10 protein-coding genes are annotated in these 21,479 nt (G+C 37.9%); 2 read left to right on the top strand and 8 right to left on the bottom strand.

What is annotated here, in order from left to right:
* Positions 1 to 71: 71 nt before the first annotated feature.
* Positions 72 to 701 (top strand): Crp/Fnr family transcriptional regulator, encoded by a 630-nt coding sequence (locus ACN9MR_RS06835; protein WP_426328865.1) that lies wholly within the window; start codon positions 72 to 74, stop codon positions 699 to 701.
* A 223-nt stretch (positions 702 to 924) separates the two neighbouring features.
* On the opposite strand, the gene ACN9MR_RS06830 is transcribed toward ACN9MR_RS06835, so the two are convergent.
* The 7 genes from ACN9MR_RS06830 to ACN9MR_RS06800 all read right to left on the bottom strand — a co-directional run bounded on the left by ACN9MR_RS06830 (position 925) and on the right by ACN9MR_RS06800 (position 19,742).
* Positions 925 to 2,763: a glycoside hydrolase family 35 protein gene (locus ACN9MR_RS06830; RefSeq protein WP_426328864.1), complete on the bottom strand. Its 1,839-nt coding sequence runs from the start codon at positions 2,761 to 2,763 to the stop codon at positions 925 to 927.
* A 123-nt stretch (positions 2,764 to 2,886) separates the two neighbouring features.
* Positions 2,887 to 4,335, bottom strand: coding sequence for a glycoside hydrolase (locus ACN9MR_RS06825; protein ID WP_426328863.1), 1,449 nt, complete (start codon positions 4,333 to 4,335; stop codon positions 2,887 to 2,889).
* A gap of 88 nt (positions 4,336 to 4,423) precedes the next feature.
* Complete coding sequence (locus tag ACN9MR_RS06820) at positions 4,424 to 6,124, bottom strand: RagB/SusD family nutrient uptake outer membrane protein (protein ID WP_426328862.1); 1,701 nt, start codon at positions 6,122 to 6,124, stop codon at positions 4,424 to 4,426.
* 5 nt (positions 6,125 to 6,129) lie between these two features.
* Positions 6,130 to 9,297, bottom strand: a complete 3,168-nt coding sequence (locus ACN9MR_RS06815; protein WP_426328861.1) for a SusC/RagA family TonB-linked outer membrane protein — start codon at positions 9,295 to 9,297, stop codon at positions 6,130 to 6,132.
* 230 nt (positions 9,298 to 9,527) lie between these two features.
* On the bottom strand, positions 9,528 to 13,652 hold the full coding sequence (locus ACN9MR_RS06810; RefSeq protein WP_426328860.1) for a hybrid sensor histidine kinase/response regulator transcription factor: 4,125 nt from the start codon (positions 13,650 to 13,652) through the stop codon (positions 9,528 to 9,530).
* 184 nt (positions 13,653 to 13,836) lie between these two features.
* Complete coding sequence (locus ACN9MR_RS06805) at positions 13,837 to 17,727, bottom strand: TIM-barrel domain-containing protein (RefSeq protein ID WP_426328858.1); 3,891 nt, start codon at positions 17,725 to 17,727, stop codon at positions 13,837 to 13,839.
* Positions 17,728 to 18,197: 470 nt separating this feature from the next.
* The gene (locus ACN9MR_RS06800) at positions 18,198 to 19,742 is read right to left on the bottom strand and encodes a glycosyl hydrolase family 28 protein (RefSeq protein WP_426328857.1); all 1,545 of its coding nucleotides are present in this window, start codon (positions 19,740 to 19,742) and stop codon (positions 18,198 to 18,200) included.
* A gap of 462 nt (positions 19,743 to 20,204) precedes the next feature.
* On the opposite strand from ACN9MR_RS06800, the gene ACN9MR_RS06795 reads away from it, so the two are divergent.
* Entirely contained in the window at positions 20,205 to 20,540 is a 336-nt protein-coding gene (locus tag ACN9MR_RS06795) for a hypothetical protein (protein WP_426328856.1), read from the top strand.
* 43 nt (positions 20,541 to 20,583) lie between these two features.
* Here the strand turns inward: ACN9MR_RS06795 and ACN9MR_RS06790 are convergent, their stop codons facing one another.
* Positions 20,584 to 21,372 (bottom strand): NIPSNAP family protein, encoded by a 789-nt coding sequence (locus ACN9MR_RS06790; RefSeq protein ID WP_426328855.1) that lies wholly within the window; start codon positions 21,370 to 21,372, stop codon positions 20,584 to 20,586.
* Between the last annotated feature and the right edge of the window lie 107 nt (positions 21,373 to 21,479).

The raw sequence follows: 21,479 nt of genomic DNA, 5'->3' as shown, positions 1-21,479 counted from the left end.
GTATATGGTAACGATCAATTTTTTATTTCCAAGTTAATTTCCATTTTTACAGGTATATTTCCGTTCCCTCAATGAATATTGAAAATACTTATGGTGAAGATAAGTGGGCTGCGTTCGGAGGCTTTTCGCCGCTCATTTCAGTTTTCAAAACTTATCATCCGCTTAATGATGAAATTGAAAGAATCATTAATGAGCATACTTTTCCCATCCGTTTTGCGAAAAACAAACACATTGCTTCACCTTTAAAGCGCAACCGGTATATCTTCCTTATTTTGGAAGGTGCAGTACATGGTTACCTTAAAATGGGAAACAAAAAGATCACGACCTGGATTGCTGCCGAAAATGAACTGGCGGGAACGATCAGAAATTTGTGGGAGAATGAAATCTCTGATGAATATATTGAAACGATCGATCCGGTATTTGCAATTGCCATTCCGCACGAAATGTCGAAACTGCTTTACGACAAGTTTCCAATTGCCAACTATGTGGGCCGCAAAATGACAGAGATTTATTTTTTGGGCGCAACTGAGCGTGCTTATATCAGCAGGCTACCTTCTGCATTAAAACGTTATCAAAGATTTTTGATTTCTTATCCTCATTTAATAAACCGCGTGCCACTTAAGTATATTGCATCATTTATCGGCATGCGGCTCGAAACATTGAGCAGAATCAGGAAAAAAGCACTAACTGAAAAAGAATAATGCGTCAGGTTCTTATATAAATCAACTCCTGCCCTGTATCAAACGTTTGCGCATTAATTTCTGAATAAATGAAAGGATCGTATAAAGTTCAGCGGAAGCTGTAAGCACATACCATTCCCTTCAATTCCTATCGCTTGGGCACATCTTTGATGTATGTTTTTTTAGGTTTTGTAATTAATATTTGGTTAGTGAGGCGTTAACCAGATGAAAATCGAAATGTTATTTATTTTTTTAGTTCATTTAAAATAGGTTTAGCTAAGCTGCTTAATGTATTCTGTTTAGGCTTAAGCAGTTCGAAAACTACAATTTCGTTCTTTCCCTTTTTAAGCCATTCTGCAGGCAAATAAATGGTCTGTTGTGGGCCAATAGCCCAATATTTACCCAAATTATGGCCATTAACCCAAACCAGGCCTTTTCCCCACTGGCGCATATCTAAATAAGTGTCGGTAACTTTTGTTAAATTAAAGGAAGCCGATTTAAGTACCGCCGCAGATTGGCTATTTATTTTAGGCTGTATTTTTTGGGCATCTATTTTATCAAATGGTAATGGATACATTTTCCATGATTTGATCTCTTCACCATTAAAAGTTACATTTTTAGTAATCCCTTTGTTATTTTTAAGCAGGTAAGGACCAAAATTAATTCTACCCATGTTTTCTACTAAAATATCGAGTTGTACATTGCCAGCAGGAAGATCGACTACTAAACTATCTTGATAAAGTCGTCTGTCTAAAACACCCGCAAGTTTTTTGTTGATATATACTAATCCGTAATCACGCAGCTCGTTGATTTTAATTACGCCCTTGCGCCCACCTTTTATTATGCTGCTGTACAATACAAAACCATAAGGTTGATTAAGGGCTTCGAAGGTTAATGGTTTTTCACTTAATTGTGGTTTCCCAACCAGGTTAAAGATGTCTGTTGATTTGGTAAAGGTAATTACTGGCAATGCAGCTGCCGGCTTGGCGGCAGGTACAACAGGAAGTGTTTGGTTTGCAGGCAGATTCTTTTTAATCACTTCGCGGAAAAGCATAAATTTTGGTGTCGCATTACCTGCCTCATCTAATGGTGCATCATAATCATAACTACTAATCTGCGGCTCGTAAGCTGTAGAATCGTTATAATTTGCACCATTCATAAAACCTCTGGTTGTACCACCATGAAACATATACATGTTAATAGAAATCCCTCCTCTAAGTGCGGTATCTAGTTTATTCGCATAAGTTTTCGGATCTACCTGATGATGTTTTGTACCCCACCAATCGAACCAGGCCGGATACCATTCTGGCACAAAGTAAGGTCCGGCACCGTTGTTATATTTATTAATCAGTGTTCTGATCTGAGCCGGATTATCGATGCCATTTACGCCTGGAAGCAAAGCAGCTAAATGACCGCCTTCTAATGCAGGCACAGGATCGCAGGTAGAAAGCACACCATCAAAACCGGCATCTTTAAAGAGCTGGGCATTAATTTTTAGGTATTCTTTATCATTCCCGTAAGAACCATACTCGTTTTCTACCTGTACCATTAAGATGTTGCCACCATGGTTAATCTGCAATGGCGCTAAACGTTTACCAATCTCTGTAAGGTATTCTTTATATTCTTTTAAATATTGTGCTTCTTTACTCCTTACCTGTAAACCTTTAATGTTCTGTAGCCAAAATGGATAACCGCCAAATTCCCATTCAGCACATACATATGGACTTGGACGGAGCAATACCCATAATCCTTCTTCTTTGGCTATACGTACAAATTCTGCAATATCATTATTGCCGGAGAAATCGAATTTATCTTTTTGAGGCTCATGTACATTCCAAAATACATAGGTACCAATGGTATTTAAGCCCATCGCTTTGGCCATTTTCATTCTATCGCGCCAGGCTTCTCTTGGTATGCGGGGATAATGCATTTCGCCTGAAATGATCTGAAAGGGTTTATTATCCAGCAGAAAAACAGAGTCTGCAAGTTTAAAAGTGTGTTGAGCCTGTGCAAAGACACCAAAACTAAAAAAACAAGTAATTAAAATTACTGTAATCTTCAAGAGTTTGAGGGTAGGTTTCATTTAAGATATATTTAAAAGGTTAAAAGCATAGTTTTCCCATATCGATTTGTAAAGTGCTTTTCAGCTCAAAACAAAATGATTGAAATAAAAAATAAGGAGCTTTATAATTACAGACTAAGAAAATTAATTACTAAGTATGGTGGTTACCGATTTAGCAGGAATACGAACACGTTTCGTATCCTTATATTGTTTATAGGGTGATAGATTGTATTCGGCTGAGGTAACATAGGTTTGTACAGAACTTTGCTTATTCCCTTTTACATCAATATCCAGATCGATATTATTTTCTGTAGGGTTAACGGCTACCGTTACAAGCTTTTTATTTTGCAAGTAAGACGACACATACAGTTGTGGTACTTTTTCTTCAATAGTTTTAACCTGAAGCCGCTTACTACCGGCCCCAATAAAACGGCTATAATTGCCTAAAGCCCATAACATTTTACTCTCGTATACTTGTCCGTCGGTTTTGTTTCTATCGATATAAACCAGACCATCCTTATAATCGCCAGTTGATACGCCCAGCCACCACTGCCATGAGGTTGCATTTGATAAAACGAGATCGTGGTGGATCAACTTTGCAATAAACAAAGCGGTTACCATACCCAGGTCGCGTTTTTCACCTTTAAGTACATCATCCCCCAGCACACAATATTCAGACATCCAATATCTTAAACCTTTTACACCGGCCACAGCATCGCCTGTTTTTTTACGTACATCAATAAATTTTTGTTCTGGGCTGGTGGTAAAATAGCTATGGCCAGAAATAGAATTATCGATATTGGAAAGATTGCCGACATAGTTCGGTGATGAAGCATTAAAGAACTGATATACCTGATTTCCCTTTGCAGTGTTTCCATTATCGTATAAGTAATCGAGCTGACCTGCCTCCCCTACCTGTATTTTGGTTTTGATCTGATTTTTAGCGAATGCATCATTTACACCTTTATAAAGTTGAGCCAGTTCAGTGTTGTTATAGGGGCAGCCTTCCTGGTTATGCTCATTCCATTTCCATTGTGGCTCATTTGCAGGGCTAAGGTAATCTAGTTCTATACCTGTTGTTTTCTTTATTCCATTAATAGTGGCTACGAGATCGGCAGAAAATTCGGGAAGTTTATCAAAATTCAGGTTGCAGTTACCATCTGTAGAATACGCTTTTCCGTTTTTGGTAAAAAGTACATGTGGACTGTTTACAAAGCCGATAAACTGTTTTACACCACGGGTTTTAGCAGCCTTTAAAAACCAGGTTTGCCCTGGCATCGCATTCCAATCATAACTGCCATCTGGTTGCAGAAAAGCGTATTGACGACGCCATTCGTCGCCAATATCGCTTGCCTTACCTTGGGCAGCACTGCCACCACCAATGCTGAAACGCCACATGTTTAAGCCAATACCAACAGGTTGACCTGTTTTTGTCGTTTGGGTACTAAAAAGCAGATCGGCCATCTTATCCTTTTTCTCTGCAGGCCATAATCCGGCGAACTGACAAGTCCAGGCATCAGATGCCCCGAAACCTTCTATTGTTTGAAATTGAACCAATGGGTCAATTTCAATTTTTACAATTTGCTGTGCCATGGCATTGCCAGAGCAAAACAAGGAAATGCAAGTAAGAAAGTAGCCGATTTGTTTATAATACTTTATCATTGATGGTTAAATTGTCTTATTAATAACCCGGGTTTTGCTGCAATTTACCACCTGAAGCTAAAATTTCGGCCCTAGGTATTGGTAACCAATAATGTTTGGTTTCAAACTTACGTCCATCTAAAGCAATTTTAGGTGTATAAGTAAATGTAGTACCCGTTTTGGTAATAATCATTCCAGCAGCAGGTTTGTTTTCGGTTACATCGGCAATTTTCCATCTTCTTACATCATAAAAACGATGTTCTTCGAAAGCAAGTTCTACCCTACGTTCATAACGGACCGCATCGCGCATTTGCGTTTGGGTAAGTCCAACGGCTAATGCAGGCATATTCACGCCTGGTCTTGCCCTTACCATATTAATAGCTTGCCTTGCCGACATTGTTGATCCAGAAGGAACAGCATCGGGGCCATAAGCTTCATTTGCAGCTTCTGCATAATTAAGCAAAATTTCTGCATATCTAAAATAAATCCAAGGCTGAAACCCTGCATTACCCCAGGGGTTTTGCAATGGATAAGCATCATTCATGAATTTTTTAAGGTAATATCCGGTTTTGGTGGTGTTCCAGTTATCATTTCCATCTTTACTATCTTTTCCGCCCGGAATAAAGGTTTCTACATTACGCTCGCGGTATGCTGCGCCATTGTATAAAATGGTTGCTGCAAAACGAGGATCACGGTCTTTGTACGGATTGTTCGCGTCATAACCAGAGGTAGGATCGGCAATGGCTTTACCGTTGGCCATTTCGTAATCATCTACCAGGTTTTGCAAAGGCGTATTACCAGCCCATCCGCCATAACCGTTTGGTCCGTTGGCAATTTCTAAATGGGTATGGTTTGCATTTTTTGTAAACAACCTCGCGAAAATAATTTCATTGCTTTGGTCGGTTAAGAATAAATTTCCATAGCCGCCCGTGTATATCCCATATTTGTTTAAAGAAATAACTGCCTGAGCTGCCGTAACAGCTGCCTGCCAGGTACCAGCATTATACAACGGACTAGCAGCATATAAAAGTAAGCGGGATTTTAGCGCTAATGCAGCGCCTTTTGTTGCCCTTCCTACCAACCAGCTACTGCTATTATCCAAAGGTAAATCTGCCGCAGCCTGGTCTAGCTGTGCTGCTACATAATCTATAGATTCTTTAATTGAAGCGCGTTGAAACAAAGCCGGATCCTGCAAATTGTCCGTCAGGTTGGTTACCTTATCGCCCATTAAAACTACACCACCATAATTCCTAATTAAATCCTGATAACGGAAGGCCTTAATAAACTTAAGCTCTGCAACCAACTGTTTTTTATGTGCTGCACTCATGCTAATTTTACCAAGCACTTCGAGCGCATAATTACATTCTCTGATGCTTTTGTAACTCCTTCCCCAATATACACCAGCACTACCTAAATTTTCAGGTGCCAGCTGTCCTCTTTGGATCAACCAGGTCGCATCGTCATTATTATAAATAGATTCATCAGTAAAAGAGCTCCACATGCTATATTCAAAACCTCTACCAAAACCCGGTGAAGAACCGTCGCCTTCCTTATCCTGCAATCTACTGGCGATATAACGGTTGGTTACATAGGCCTCAAAAACAGCCGTATCGGTTTCTATAGCAGCTGTAGAGATCCGGTCTGTTGGTTCTACATTTAAAAATTCTTTTTTACAGCCCACAATATTCACTGAGATGAGAGACAGGCCTAGAAGTGTTATATATATTGATTTGTTATTCATGATATTTAGAATTTAATATTGGCGCCCAAATTAATAATGCGTTGCTGTGGATAAAATTGCCCGCTGCCACTGGTTCCTTCAGGATCGTAATCTTTTACTTTAGAAATGGTGAACAAGTTAAATGCACTTGCATAAAGCCTTAATCCCGATATATTGATCCGATCCAAGAAACTGGCCTTAATGTTATAGGCAATTTCTACATTTTTAAGCCTTAAGAATGAAGCATCATTAAGCCAAAAAGTATTGTTAAACTGCCCACCGCTAATCGCATTCGATGCACGGTCAGTTACCCTCGGGTAAGTTCCGTTCGGATTTGCCGAACTAAACCTGTTATCGGCCCAACTGCTATAAAAGTTACCTACGCTACCCGATTCTGGCAAAACATATTGGCTTACCTGGGTTTGTCCGGCTAATACCATTGATACATCAAAGTTTTTATAAGATGCGCCAAGTGTAAAGCCATAAGTAATCTGAGGAATATTGCTATATGGCGTTCTGGTTTGGTCATCGGCCGTTATTTTGCCGTCGTTATTATAATCGAGGTATTTAAGGTCGCCTACTTTAGCGCCACTTACATGTGGGTAAGCATCTAACTCTTGTTGTGTTCTGAATATGCCTATGCTATTGTAAAGCAGGTTAGCGTTTAACGGTCTTCCGGTTTGACGTTGATAATCTAGCGTACCACTTGCTTCATCAATAAAAATTACTTTGCTTTTTGCATAAGTAATGTTACCAGATGCATTCCATTTAAAGTTTTCGCCATTGTGGTTATACCCTAAAGTAGCTTCAAAACCAGCATTATTAACCTTACCGATATTTTCTGACGGTACCAGCGGATCGGAACCAAAAGGGTTTACAATTCCTGAAGAACCAGGCAATGATGCGTTACGCGTGGTTAAGATATCGGAACGTTTCTGCTGAAAATAGATCGCTTCGATACTAAAGTTTTTGAATAAAACGGCATTGAAACCGATATCAAGTTTTTTGGCAACCTCCCAGGTAATGTTCGGGTTTGCGAGTTTAACTAAGTTTACACCTGGCTGTATGGTTGATGAGGTTGCACCCGGGCTTTGGGCTACAAAGCCATTCCCAACCAATACATAATTATCAAAATACTGGAAACCATTTACATTATCGTTACCTAGCGCTCCATATGAAGCTCGGATTTTTAAATTATCAACAAATTTAATGCTTTCGCTAAACCATTTTTCTTTTGAGATTACCCATCCTGCAGAAACAGAAGGAAAGTAACCATACTGTTTACCCTGAGGAAAAATTGAGGATCCATCTATACGCAATTGCCCTTCAAAAAGATATTTATCATCATAACTATAGGCTAGGCGACTGATAATACTCCGGCGGTTATAGTTTGTACTATAGCCTGAGTTTAAGAAATCGGTAGCTGCAGTACCTCCCTGAGAAAGTTCAGGCAACGAAGTAGAGAGGAAGTTAAAACGTTGTGCATCGAAATATTCTAAATGATTTTCGCTCTGCTCATAACCCACAAAAGCATTGATATCGTGCAGGTTAAAACGACGAGCGTAGTTTAGTTTAATATTCGAAGTAAGCAACGATTCATTTCTATGACTTTCGGTCAGCGTAGCTTTTTGGTTATTGCCACCAACAATAACACTATTGTAGTTTTTAGATGTAGGATCGTATTGATATAGCAGATATGGTTTGCTGAAACTTTTGGTAAATACATTAGATTTATCAGCAGAAAAGAAACCATCAACTGAAAGGCCTTCAACCCCGGGAATAATAAAACTAGCTCTTAAAATACCATTTAAAACCTGCGTAGGTGATTTATTCGTTCCCCCCATATCAGTAACCTGTACGGCAGGGTTTGCATTTTCTATACCAGTTGTTGGCAAACCATTTGGATAATAAGCAGCTACAATAGGTTTTGCTCTATAAATGGCCCTAAAAACATCGCCCGCACCAACCTGAGGAAACAAACGGTTTTCTTGTCTACCAGATACAGATAAGCCAACTTTAAGGTATTTAGAAACATTAGCATCTATATTCGTACGAAAATTGTACTGATTGTATTTGGTTACTCCATTTTTATACAAACCGTCTTGAGAAACAGTACCTAACGACATATAATACTTTACATCTTGTCCGCCACCATTAATGGAAAGGCTGTGTTGGCTCTGCAAAGCTGTTTTTTCTAAAGTTTGGTCAATCCAATCGGTGCTAGGATACAACAACGGATCAGAACCGTTACGAAACTTTTCGATCTGATCAGCCGAATAAGATTGATTAAGGCCACCTGCGGGATTCGAATCGAAACCAATTTCGTTCATTATCTGCGCATAAGTTGCAGCATCTGCCATTTTTGGCAATCTTGTTGGCGAGCTAAAACCCTGGTTAAAACTATAATTGATGGTTGGTTTACCAGTTTTCCCCTTTTTTGTAGTCACTAAAATTACACCATTGGCTGCTCGATTACCATAAATGGCGGCAGAGGCATCTTTTAGTACCGAAACACTTTCAATGTCGTTAGGGTCTAATCGTTCTAGACCGCCAATTTGACCAGGTATTCCATCTACAACAACTAATACACTGTTACTCCCGGTTGTAGCCAACCCCCTGATGGTGATATTTGAACCATCAAAACCAGGCTCGCCACTCCTATTGTTAATTACCACGCCAGAAAACCGGCCGGCTAATGAATTGGATAAATTCGGTTGCGGACTCTTCACCAGGTCGGCTCCTTTTACCTGCGAGATTGATCCTGTTAATGTTGCTTTTTTCTGGGTGCCGTAACCAACCACTACCAATTCGTTTAGGGTTTTGGTATCTGAACTAAGCTGAACATTAATGGTTGTTCTATCACCAACCGTTTGCTCCTGGTTGGTATAGCCTACAAAAGAAAAAACAAGTACATCAGTTTTGGCCGCAACATTAATGCTGTATTTACCATTTGCATCTGTTTGCACCGCTTTTTCGGTTCCCTTAATTTTAACCGCTACACCTGGAAATGTAGCACCTGTTTCGTTTGTTACGGTACCCGTTACCGCAATTTCTTTACGCTTGTTCTTTATCGCTGTTTTAACAGAAACTAAAGATGCCATTGCCGGTAAACTAATGGATACGATAAATAGAAATGCCAGTGTTTTAATTGTAAAGATTTTTGGCAAAAATCCTTTCAGAACTTTTCTTCTCATATTGGTTTGCAAGTTTAATATTTGGTTAGCAGATCAATTTTATAACCTACCCAACAGAACCCTCTATCGGAATCGCGATTATAGCACTGCTTTGTGGAAGGCTAAATTAGCGCCAACAAACTACACCTATGGGGTACAAACAATCCAAATTAGAGGGGTAAACAAACCGAAAAAGGCCCAAAACAATGCTTTGTGGCCGATTATTAAAAAAAGTAGAGAATGGCTACTTACTATTTACCTTTTTTAACTGTGGTATTAATATGATTGGAAAACGGCTTGCGGAATTTTTTAATGTATTGCGATGGGTTCATATTAAAGAGCTTATAAAACTGCTCTCTAAAATATTTGGGATCGTTAATACCCACCATGTAAGAAGCTTCCTGAATGGTTTTATCTGTATTGATGAAAATTTCGGCAGCTTTCCTTAACCTGATAAAACGGATAAAGCCATTTGCTGACTGACCTGAAATGGATTTTATTTTGCGGTAAAGATTAGACCTCGACATACCGATAGCCGCAGTCAGTATATCGATATTAAAATCGGGATCAATCAGGTGTTCTTCTACAATACGGATACAGGTATCCAAAAACTCTTTGTATTCTGCAGAGATTTTGGTGTTATTAGAATTGAGGGTAATCTCGTTATAAAAGTATTTTTGCAGCGCATTTTTACTCTTTAGTATGCTGGCTACCCTCGCTTTTAAAAAATCTTTATCAAAAGGTTTACTAATGTAATCATCGGCCCCACCTTCTATTCCTTTAAGTTTAACCTCTGGAGCAGAAATAGCGGTTAACAGGATAATAGGAATATGAGAAACGGCTACATCTTCTTTAATTTTACTACAAAGCTCTATCCCGGTTATACCATCCATCATTACATCACATATCACAATATCGGGCAATAATTCTTTTACCATATCATACCCATCTTCTCCGTTACTCGCTTCATAAAGGTGATAATCCATTCTGAAAACCTGTTTCAGGTATTCTCTGATCTCGATGTTATCATCAATAATCAAAAGCGTTTTCAAATCCACGGCTAGCTGATTATCAATCAATGGTTCTTCTGCTGCTTTTACAATATTATTTGCCGTTATTTCATCCTCTATTAATTCTTTAAATAATGATGAATCTGTATCTATCAGTTCCTCCTGCAAAATTACTGCATCTTTAAAATGGCTTATTCCTTTTAATAAAACAATATTAAATGCCGTGCCTCTATTTTCAACGCTGGTATAGCTTATTGCTCCACCATGCATTTCTATAAAATTCTTAGCCAGGTACAAACCAATGCCAAAACCTCCTTTTGCTGATTTATTTCCTGGATCCTGATAAAATTTTTCATAGAGTTTTTCTCCTGCAAAGCTGGTAATACCACAACCTGTATCTTCTATAAGTACATTTATATTTTCCCGGTTACTTGTTACAATCATTTTAACCGCACCGCCTTCGGGCGTAAATTTTATGGCATTTGCAAGGAGATTAAAAAACACAATCTCTATTTTTTCCCTATCAGCATAAAATGGGATCAATTCATCGACGCATATAAACTCAAATACAATATTTTTAGACCTGGCCTGGTGCACAAAGCAAAGAAATACTTCTTTACACAAACTCACCAGATTTACGGGAGCTACTTTTAACTTTCCGCCATAGGTATCGGCTTTTCTAAACAACAACAATTGATCTACCAGGCTTAAAAGCCGCTTGGCATTCCTGTATACAATATTTAAATCCGTAGTATCAACATTATTATCGTTTTTATACAAAAGCTCTTTAACCGGATTGATAATTAGTGTAAGTGGCGTACGAAACTCGTGTGATACATTGGTAAAAAAAGAAAGTTTTTTCTCACTGAGTTCTTTCTCTTTTTCACTTTCTACATGAGCCAGCTTCACCTGAAATTCGAGGTTTGTGCGATGCTCACGGTATTTAAGATAGGCATAAATCATCCCAAAGAAAGCCAGCCCATAAATACAAAAAGCCCACCAGGTACGGTACCATGGCGGTGTAATGGTAATTGCGATAGAGTTGCCCTCCATATTCCAGATCCCATCATTATTTGATGCCCTTACCTTTAACACATACTTACCGGGATTTAAATTGGTATAGGTAACTTTATGCTCACTACCACTGTAGTTCCATTTCTTATCGAAACCTTCGAGAAAATAAGCATACTGGTTTTTTTCTGAAAGCGTATAGTTAAGTGCAACAAAACCGAAAGAAAGCACACTCTGGCTGTAGGGCAAAGTAATCTCCTTAGTCATGTACACCGGTAATTTTAGTGGAGAATCATCGCCCGGCAGAATTAATTTATTGAAGATAGAAAAGTCGGAAAAATAAACCGCCGGAGCCGTTTTATTATATTTTAGCTGTTGTGGATTGAAATAAACGATACCTTTACTTCCTGCCAGGTAAATTTCTCCTTTTGCATTTTTACAGATAGCGGCATTGGCATAAACACCATCTTTCTCATCGTAATTTTTTACCATTTTGTTTACAGGATCAAAGAGCGATATCCCCTGTTCGGTTGTTACCCATAACCTGCCACTATTATCTTCTACCAGATCGGTAAAAACATTGCTTGCAAAACCGTTTTGCTTTGAATATATTTCGAAAGTATCTGTTTTAGCTACATATTTATTCAATCCATCGCGGGTACAGATCCAAACATTTTGGTGCGAATCCAGATAAAGGCTATTTACAATATTATTGCTGATACCACCTTTTCTTGAATTATCGATCATGTAATTGCGAAACTTTCTGGTTTTAGGGTTAAAGCGGCTGAGCCCACTTCCGTATGTCCCTATCCAAACATTGCCCTGTGCATCTTTTAAAAGGCAGTACAAATGGTTATTACTTAATGAAGACTGGTTTTTAGGGTCGTTAAAGTAATGTGTATAACTGCGGGTTTTATCGTTATATACCTTCAAACCAGCATCGGTAGCCAAATAATATTCGTTAATGTTTACCTCAATTAAATCTCTAAAAACATCTTCATTAAAAAAACTGCCAAGTGCCGAACGGTGGTGGTGGTGAACAAATTTATTTTCTTTTTCGTCGTAACGGTCGAAACCATTTTCGCCCATTACCCACAGCCTGCCATTTAAATCGGCAGATAGGTTAATTATATCAGAGCTCGATAAACTATTTGCATTACCGGTATGCTGCAGTTTAATTACTGAACGATTATCAGGATTATATTTAAACAAACCTTTGTTTGTGCCTACCCAAAAATCCTTACCGTAACTGATGATGGATTTGATGTCGGCCTGCCCAAAAGGAAGAGAAATAAAATTAAATTTATATTGGTTAAAGTCTATTTTACTGAGACCATTTTTACCACAAACCCATATCATTCCTGTTTTATCGCGGTATAGCCCCCCATTGGCAAAAAACTCAAGTTCTTCTATTTTCTCCCATTTATTTAATTCGGTGTTTACCCAAAATAACCCGGCATTTCCGCCAACCAGCATTTTTTTTGCACCTAAACTTAATACATTAAATACTGAAGCGTTACCAGTACCCTTACTACTGTAGGTGTTGAATTTACCTGTTTTCGGATCGAATCTGAACAGATCACCTTTCCAATAAGAACCAACCCATATCATGCCATCGGCATCTATACTAAGTGTCCAGATATCGTTTGGATTTTTTTCGCCCGCTATTTCTTTTTGCGTGTAATTGGTAAAGCGACGTGTCTTTTGATCAAATTTATTTAATCCTTTGCTCCAATTGCCTAACCATAGGTTACCTTCTTTATCTTCTGCAATAGCATTAACCGATTTTCCTTTAATGGCATTTGGATTTTTAACGTCCGGCTGATAAACCGTAAAAGACGCTGATTTTTTGTTAAAAAGGTTAAAACCATCATCGGTACCTACCCAGAGCTTATTTGTTCTATCGATGAGTAACGACCATATTTTATTATTGCTCAACGATGTTCTCTTGTTTTCTTTATGGTAAAAACGCTCAAATTTCTCTGTTACGGGGTCGAATTTATTTAAACCGTTCATGGTAGCCACCCAGAAAACACCATTCTGATCTTCTACAACAGCATTGATATAGTTATTGGTTAATGATGTGGTATCGCCAGGGATATTTACATAAGTTTTAAAAGAATAACCATCAAACTTACACAAACCGTTTTCGGTACCCACCCATATAAATCCCCTCTTATCTTTTAAGGCAGCTGTTGTACTTTTTGAGGGTAATCCTTCATTTATGCCATATGTTTTAATTACATAATGACCAGCTATTACCGGCTCGTTATTTATATGGAATACCTGCGCCTTAACATTGGTAAAGAGAAAAAAAAATTGCAGAATAAAACAAGTCAGACTAATTAATCTCATAAGTTGAACAACAAAATTTGAAAGGAGAATGCCTTAGCTAAACCCTGCCTCTTTTAAAATAGACGAGTTGTAAAGATACAATTTGCAAACTTATTACCGAATCTATTCTTGTGTTCAACTTAATGCCAATAAAAAAAGAGGCCGATTAAAAACCGACCTCTTTGCACTAATCACTACTAACTAACTAAAATTTAACTGAATTGAGATTTTTATCTACTAAAATGCCTTCGCTAATCTTAAGCCCGAACTGTAGCTTGCGTTTTGCCTTTAATTTCAGGATAAACAGATCGGCAGTTTCGTTTAAAGCATCTTTGTTTCCAATGTTTACAAAGGTTGGATACAAAACCTTAGCACCATTGGTGTGCAGGCGATCGTTGGTCAGGTTATCCATCTGTTTGGTGTTTAAAGGCTGAACACTTACAAAATCGTAATCCTGTGCATTGTATGGTAATGCAAAACTTAAAGCATTTACTGATTTCAGGTTTATTCCCTTTACTTTAATTTCGATGATTTCGTCTTTGTTGTAAACCTGTTTAGGGGTACTGATTTCCAGTTTACCTGCAACTTTATCAATTTTAGCATTTTTCACCCCTTTTTCAAGCTGTGTAGCCACAACTGAAATATCGTAAGCATCAATCAAATTGTTTTTATTGATATCGCCATTGCTGATATAACCTTCAAAATCAGCATCACCTTTTCTTAAACCAGTATAGTTGATGTAAGAAGTTAAATCGTTCTTATCAATTAAACGGTCGTTATTGATATCGCCCGGAAGATAACTTTCGGTACCAGGAACCTTAAATACATACAGCTCTCTACCTGAACCAAAACCACCTACACCATCAGCAACAGCAATTTTGATATAACGTGAAGCAGGATGCGCAGTGAAACTGAATATTTTAATTTCGTCGTTATTGGCCCATTCAAATGCACCAGCTTCTGTCCAGCTTTCTTTATTAGTGCTATAAAACACTTTGCCTTTTAATAAAATGCCGTTCCCTCTTCCTGTACGTGGCAGGTAGTGGAATTTATCCAGTTGATTAATCGATTTCAGATCAATGATCATATCAAAAGGAACTGCTTTAACGCCCCATTTGGTATGCCAGGTATTACCTTCATCAAAATCGAACAATTTATTGATACCAGAGCCTCCTTGATTTTCTACCGTAGTTTCGGCAACAATACCCTGAATGGCAAACTCAAGCGGATTGGTTTTAGTCGTTGCTTTAATTTCTGTCCAATCAGAATAACCATCTTTGTTTACTGCACGCAATTTAAAAGTGTAAGCTGTTTCGGCCAATAAACCATCAAACAACAAAGCAGTATCACGGATAGTGGTATAATGCATATCGTTAAAATCGATTTCATAAAAATCTGCATTGATCACTTTGCTCCAGCTTGGGGTAAGCGTATAAGCTTCTCTGTTTTTATCACTTACCCTTGCATTGGCAGGAGCCGATAATTTCCCTGTCGACAAACGTTGTTTATCTACAGGTTCAAATTTAAATCCGTCTATACTAAGTACTACCGGATTGATGGTAATATCGGTAGACTGAAGTTTAACCAATAATTGAGGGTTTTTAAGCATCGCCACTTTTTCAAACTCACTTCCCTTGGTAGCAAAACGGTTTAAGTTTGGCGTAGCATCGTAGAAATAAACATTAGACTGTTTTAAAAACTCATCTTTTGAGTTTACTTCTGTCAGTTTCACTTTACCGTTCCCAACTTTTGCCGTTAACCTTTTCGGTTTTTCGGTTACGTTAATTACGAACTCCGTTGTTTTTTCTTTCACAAAGCCATCAAAATCGCCCTTTGCAGGATGAATGGTAACCATAGCATTGTTCTTCTGATCTAGTTCTGATTCGATTAAAGTAGAAGCACCTTTTCCTAATTTGTAGGCTTCTGTTGCACCGTCGTCATCATATTCGGTAAATGAAGTTTTTCCAAAAGGATATAATTCATAAATACGGTTTGCTTGGTTAATTTCAGCAACGTTGTTATTCGGATTCGTCATCGGAATAATGGCACCATTTTTCACAAAAACAGGCAACTTCCATAATGGCGAGTCGAAACTGTTGAGAATGCTGTTTCCAGTGTATTTTTCTCCGGTAAAATAATCAATCCATATTCCCTCTGGCAGGTAAATACCATTGCGGATATCGTTACCTTTTTCGTCCGATTTGGTTGCCTGATAAATTGGCGCCACTAAGAAAGAAGGTCCGTACAAGTATTGATATTGTGTTGAAGTACCTTTGGTATAGGCATTAGGATACTCCAGAAACATTGCCCTGATAATCGGTAATCCAGTAACCGCTTCTCTAGCTACACTATAAGTATAGGGGATCAACTCCGATTTCAGTTTTAAATAGTTGCGGTTAATAGAAGCGACAGGCTCACCCAGTGCATGTGGATATTTTTCGTTAGCGCCCCAACCGTCCATGTTTAATTCCATTGGCGTAAAGGTTTTCCATTGGAAATCGCGGGTATTGATCGTTAGATTTTTACCACCAAAAATACCATCCATGTCGGAAGTAATGTTCGGTTGACCTGATAAACCAGCACCTAAATAGGTAGGGATGTGGAAACGGATATATTCCCAAACACCACCAGTTTGATCACCCGACCAAATACCGGCATAACGTTGTGTACCCGCCCAGCCATCTAATGAAATGATAAACGGACGGCTACTATTGCCGTAATAAGGCATAATCTGGGCTACATCGGCAACACCATTTAACCCGAACGAATAACCTGCACCTACCCATGCCACATCGGTTTTTAATACCCGAACGCCTGCATCTCTGGCTTCCTTAATAATATCACGCTGCAATAACGGACTTACCTCTGGTTTTGGGTGAAGATCAGATTGTGTCCAAAGTCCAATTTCCACACCGTTTTTACGGGCATAATCTCCAAAGCTTTTTAGGTTCTGAATGTTGCCATCCAATGTTTCAGTTTGGCCATAACCTGCACCGTAACCATCATTTGGAAGCACCCAGCCCAAAGGCATATCATGTTTTTTATAACGGTCGATCACCGCACGGGCCGAAAACTGATAATTGTTTTTTTCACCATTAAGCGATTCTTTTATGCCACCGTTATCCTTCTGACTTTCTTTGTAGCGTTTGCCATCTTCAAATAAGGTTCCTTTTTCGTCTTCTTTCCAAAAATCGCGGTTATAGGCATTTAGATGCCCTTGGTAGAAACCAAATTTTGGCAGCAAAATCGGATTTCCGGTAAGCTGATAAAAATCGTTCAATAAAGGTACTGCACCATCGTTAATCATAAAAAAGGCATCCAGGTAATCGGTTTCGTGCGTCAATTTTACCAATCCTTTTTCTTTAGCACCAAAATTGTAATTCCCTTTACTGAAGGTATGCCACATTACAGCATAACCATTGGTAGACCAGTAATAAGGAGTTGGTGAAGCTACTCCCCCATCTGTCCAGCTGTTTTGGTTTTCGATAGCAATGTTTTTTCCCTTGTGTGAGAAACGACCGTTCTGGACACCTCCGCCATAAAAATATTCCTGCGGATTTTCTTTCAAACTCAGGGTTACTTTTCCTTTCTCAAATTTAATCGGTGCTAATTCTTCAACAGCAACGGTTTGTGTAGCTATGTTGATAATTTTGATCAGCGAAGTATTTTTATCGAAAAGAACAGTAATCTTACCGGTAGATATGAATAGTTGGTTATTCTCATCTTTAATATCCAGTTTTGAAACTGGCCTGCGCGGGTTTTCCACCAAGATTTTGGCTTCTGGTTTTGCTTCCGGATCGCGTATAAAACCTCCTGTAGGGTCTTCGAAAAGACGGAAAATATGATCGCCGTAAAAATCTAATGTTAACCGTTGATTATCAGAAAGCAACAATTCTATTGTAGTGGTATTGATCTTTTTTGCACTAAGCACTTTGGTAACATTTTGTGCTACCTGATTGGTTTTCTGAATAGCTGGTTGAGCAGATACAAAAAACGGAGCGGCAATTAAAAAAAACGTAAATGCCAGAACAACGCTTTTAGGCTGATTTTTGGGATTAGCTATTTTAAAGTGTTTAAAAAAATAAAGCAGGGTCATTAAATTTTGATTTGGTTATGTGTTTATGTTAAGCAAGCTGATAATTAGTTGCTATGGGATAAAGTTAACAATCACGTTAAAGGAACTGGTGGGTTTTTAGGTACAAAAACCGCGCAATCGTTTGCCTATCTAATTTTTTACCAGAGATGGAGTGATGTTTTCTATCATTAAGAAATTAAAGGCATTAAGGTCGCAGAAGATCGATTTCATAGTTAAGAACATTAAGATTTTCATAGCTCAGATTCTGTGATCGTCCTCCTGAACTTGTTTCAGGATCTAAAATTGCATCATTCTGATCCGATAGCTATCGGATTTATTTCTGAATCTTTCTGGTTAGTTTTTTTGCCACGGAAGCAAAGATTTTCACGAAACAATACCCTCATCATTAAGTATTAAAGATTATTAAAGTTATAAAAAGATCAATAATGATTGTTTAATGATCACTAGTTAATGAACTAATGACTAATGAACTAATAAATCACCTCCGAACTATTGTTTACCGTGTACTGAGGTTTAGCGCCGGTGGCCGATTTCACTTCAGTAAATTTTATCTTTTCGGCATCATTTACAACAACTGTTGACTGCTCTGGCAGTGTGACGTTGGTGAAGGTTACATTTTTTAATCGGTGAGCAGGGTCTTTAAAGCCATTGATGTCGATAGCTGCACCTGCATTTGAAGCCATAGACATATCGATATTTTTGAATACAAAATTTTCGAAGGTTGGTATCTGTGGTGCGGCTTCGCCGTCGTTGTTATAGTTAACTGCTGAGAAGATGGTAATCTGCAATAGTTGGCAATCGGTTACGGTTACATTTTTCACATAACCACCTCTATCTTTTGTTCCTTTTATCTGCATGCCATGTAATAGTTTCCCAGCTTTACAGTCCTGTACCAAAACATCGCTTACCCCACCAGACATTTCGCTGCCAATCGAAATACCATGACCGCGTTTAAAGTCACAATCTGTTATCCGTACATTTTTGGTTGGCTTAGCTACAAAAAATCCTTCAGGATTTTTACCCGATTTAATGGCAATACAATCATCGCCGGTATCGAAAGTACAGTTAAAAATATAAGCATCGGTAGAAGAATCGGGATCTATACCATCTCCATTACGGATATTTACAGTTATGATGTTTAAATTCTGACAGGTTACCTTGTTACTATAAATATAATGAATGGTCCAGCAAGGCGGTTCAGTAATCGTTAAATCAGACAAACTTACATTCTGACAGTTCATTAAGCAGACTAAACGGCCTCTGCTTCTTATTCCACTGGCTTTGATCATCGCATCCCCAAGTTTTTTCCCTCCGCCACTAATGGTGCCTTTACCTGTAATTCTTAAATCTTTCACATTATAAGTCCCGTTGCGATTAAGCGTACCTGCGTTGAGTAAACTGGCATATGTTTTCAACTCCCAGCCTTCAAAACGGTTTAGGATCATCGGCAAATAATCTTCTACTAATGTTGATCCTTTTAATACACCACCTTCTTCTATCCGAAGGGTCATACTACTTTTTAAATACAACGCACCTGAAACAAAAATCCCTTTTGGTATATAAACCGTGCCACCCGCAGTACAGGCATTTATAGCTTTTTGAATGGCTTTAGTATTATTGGCGATACCATCTCCTTTTGCACCGAAATCTAAAATATTGTATACTTTCCCCTTGCTCTTTGTTTTAAAACGGATGGTATTTAAGCCAGCAGCATTATTTCCTTTAATATTTACACTTACTGTATACCAGGTATTTGGTGTGAGATTTTCTATTATATAATTGGTTTTTCTAGCAGTAGCGTGCACCTTACCATTTAAAGAAATTTGATAAATTATGTCTGTAGCACCACGTTGTTTATCCCATAATAAGGCTATGGAATTTTCTGATAACGTGCCTGGGGCAACCAAAAGATTAAACCGATTTATAGCCCTTGCACCAGCCCTAAAAGACAGAAAAACGAGCATAAACAACAGCAACATCTTGCTTATTTTATTGATGAGTATCGATACAGTCATGATGAGAAAATTATTTGGTTAGCGAAATAATTTACGGGTATTACAATTATCTCTTTACAAATATAACTGGCTCATCAGATTAACTGTCATGCGCTATAGGGTACAATATTTAAAGTAATAGTGTGTTTATCAAAAATGGTTTTTCTTTTCGATTTACATATTGAAGAAATCAGAAACGAGGAGTTGCGAAAAAGATTTCTTCAGGTTGCTATAAACACGAAAGTAGAATCGCAATTGCCTATACTATCAAAAAAAATACAAAGCACACAAATAGTTTGTTTTTTAACACTAACTGACCATAAAACATTGATTAGTTATATTTTAAACAAAACTTTTCCTGCATTATAAACTTAAAAAATAATCGAATGGCAAGCATTTTGTAAGTGTTTGTAAAATTGCTTATTACAAATGAATTCCCCTCTATCAACATCCTATAGCTGTGTAATTATAGATGACAGCCAAATGAGTATAAAAACACTTGAACACTTTGTTTCCAAAATAGACAAACTCCAACTAAAGGGAAGTTTTACGGATGCAATAGATGCCATGGCAGCCTTTTGGATTTACGGAAAAATTGATTTTCTATTTCTGGATATCCAAATGGGATTATCAGGAATTGATATAGCCAGAATGCTTCGAAACAGCGTAAAATTTGTTGTATTTGTAAGTGAAGATGACAATAATACCTTTGATAAGGGCAATTGTTATTTATTTAAACCCCTCGATTTTATAAAATTTGAAGACATGGTGAACCAGCTGATTCTGACTGAACGTGAGGATAAAGAAATACTTTTGTAAGTAGCTCACTGATGATGTTTTAGTCTTTCAGCTTTCACTTTTCTTAAAAATCTGAATAGTCTGTTGGGTAAACAAATTTAGTGTCGTTTTTGGAAACATTGTGCTGATATTCTGGCATTGCTGATAGCTTCTTCCAATAATCATCTGCCGAGAAAGCCTTCCAATGCGCATCTCTATCTGCCTTATTTTCGAAAGTGGTTAAATACATTAGATTAGGCATGCGACTACCGGCGATTACTTCGCCATAAAATACTGCATTAAAATTGAGTCTTTTAAACAACCCGATTTCATCACCTTTATTAAACATTTGGACCTTATTCTTAAAGTATTTCTCAGTGGGTGCTTCATAACTTCTTAATTCGTACACCCGTTCTTTCATCGGCGATTTTAGATTAGGAAGCATAAAATGAGGAGCATCTTCAAAAGCCTTTAAAACAATAGATTCTAATCGCTCGTAAGGAGTCTCGGTATAAGCCGCATCAAGGTAAGTTTTACCGTCAATGGCGTATTGTTTATCTTTGGCTAACTTTTCATCCAGCTCCAGAATGCCATTGAATGATTTCAAAGGAATAAATACATAAATAAGCTTTTCTGTAACCACAGCCTGATCACCTACAATCGGCTTAAACACTCCAACTTTTGTAATTCCGTTACGGTGTAATGCAGGTAAATATGCTTTCTGAAGGTAATCATCTACTGTTTTTTCTTGTGCATCGGTTTTCAAATGATAAATTTTGATCTGATAGAAATCTATCTTCGATGCATTGGCCACAAATGCGCTGGATAACAGCACAAATAAAAACAGACAGGATACTTTAATGCTTTGCGACATGGTTAAGGATGATTAGATAATGCAGCAAAGTAACGATTTATTTTTATGATTGAATAAGAGAAGAGTTGAGTCATTGTATTTTTAATGAGCAAATAACCGATAAATAA

It is taken from the genome of Pedobacter sp. R-06, from assembly GCF_049913135.1.
GTDB lineage: Bacteria > Bacteroidota > Bacteroidia > Sphingobacteriales > Sphingobacteriaceae > Pedobacter.
This window is presented reverse-complemented; position numbering and strand designations above follow the sequence as displayed.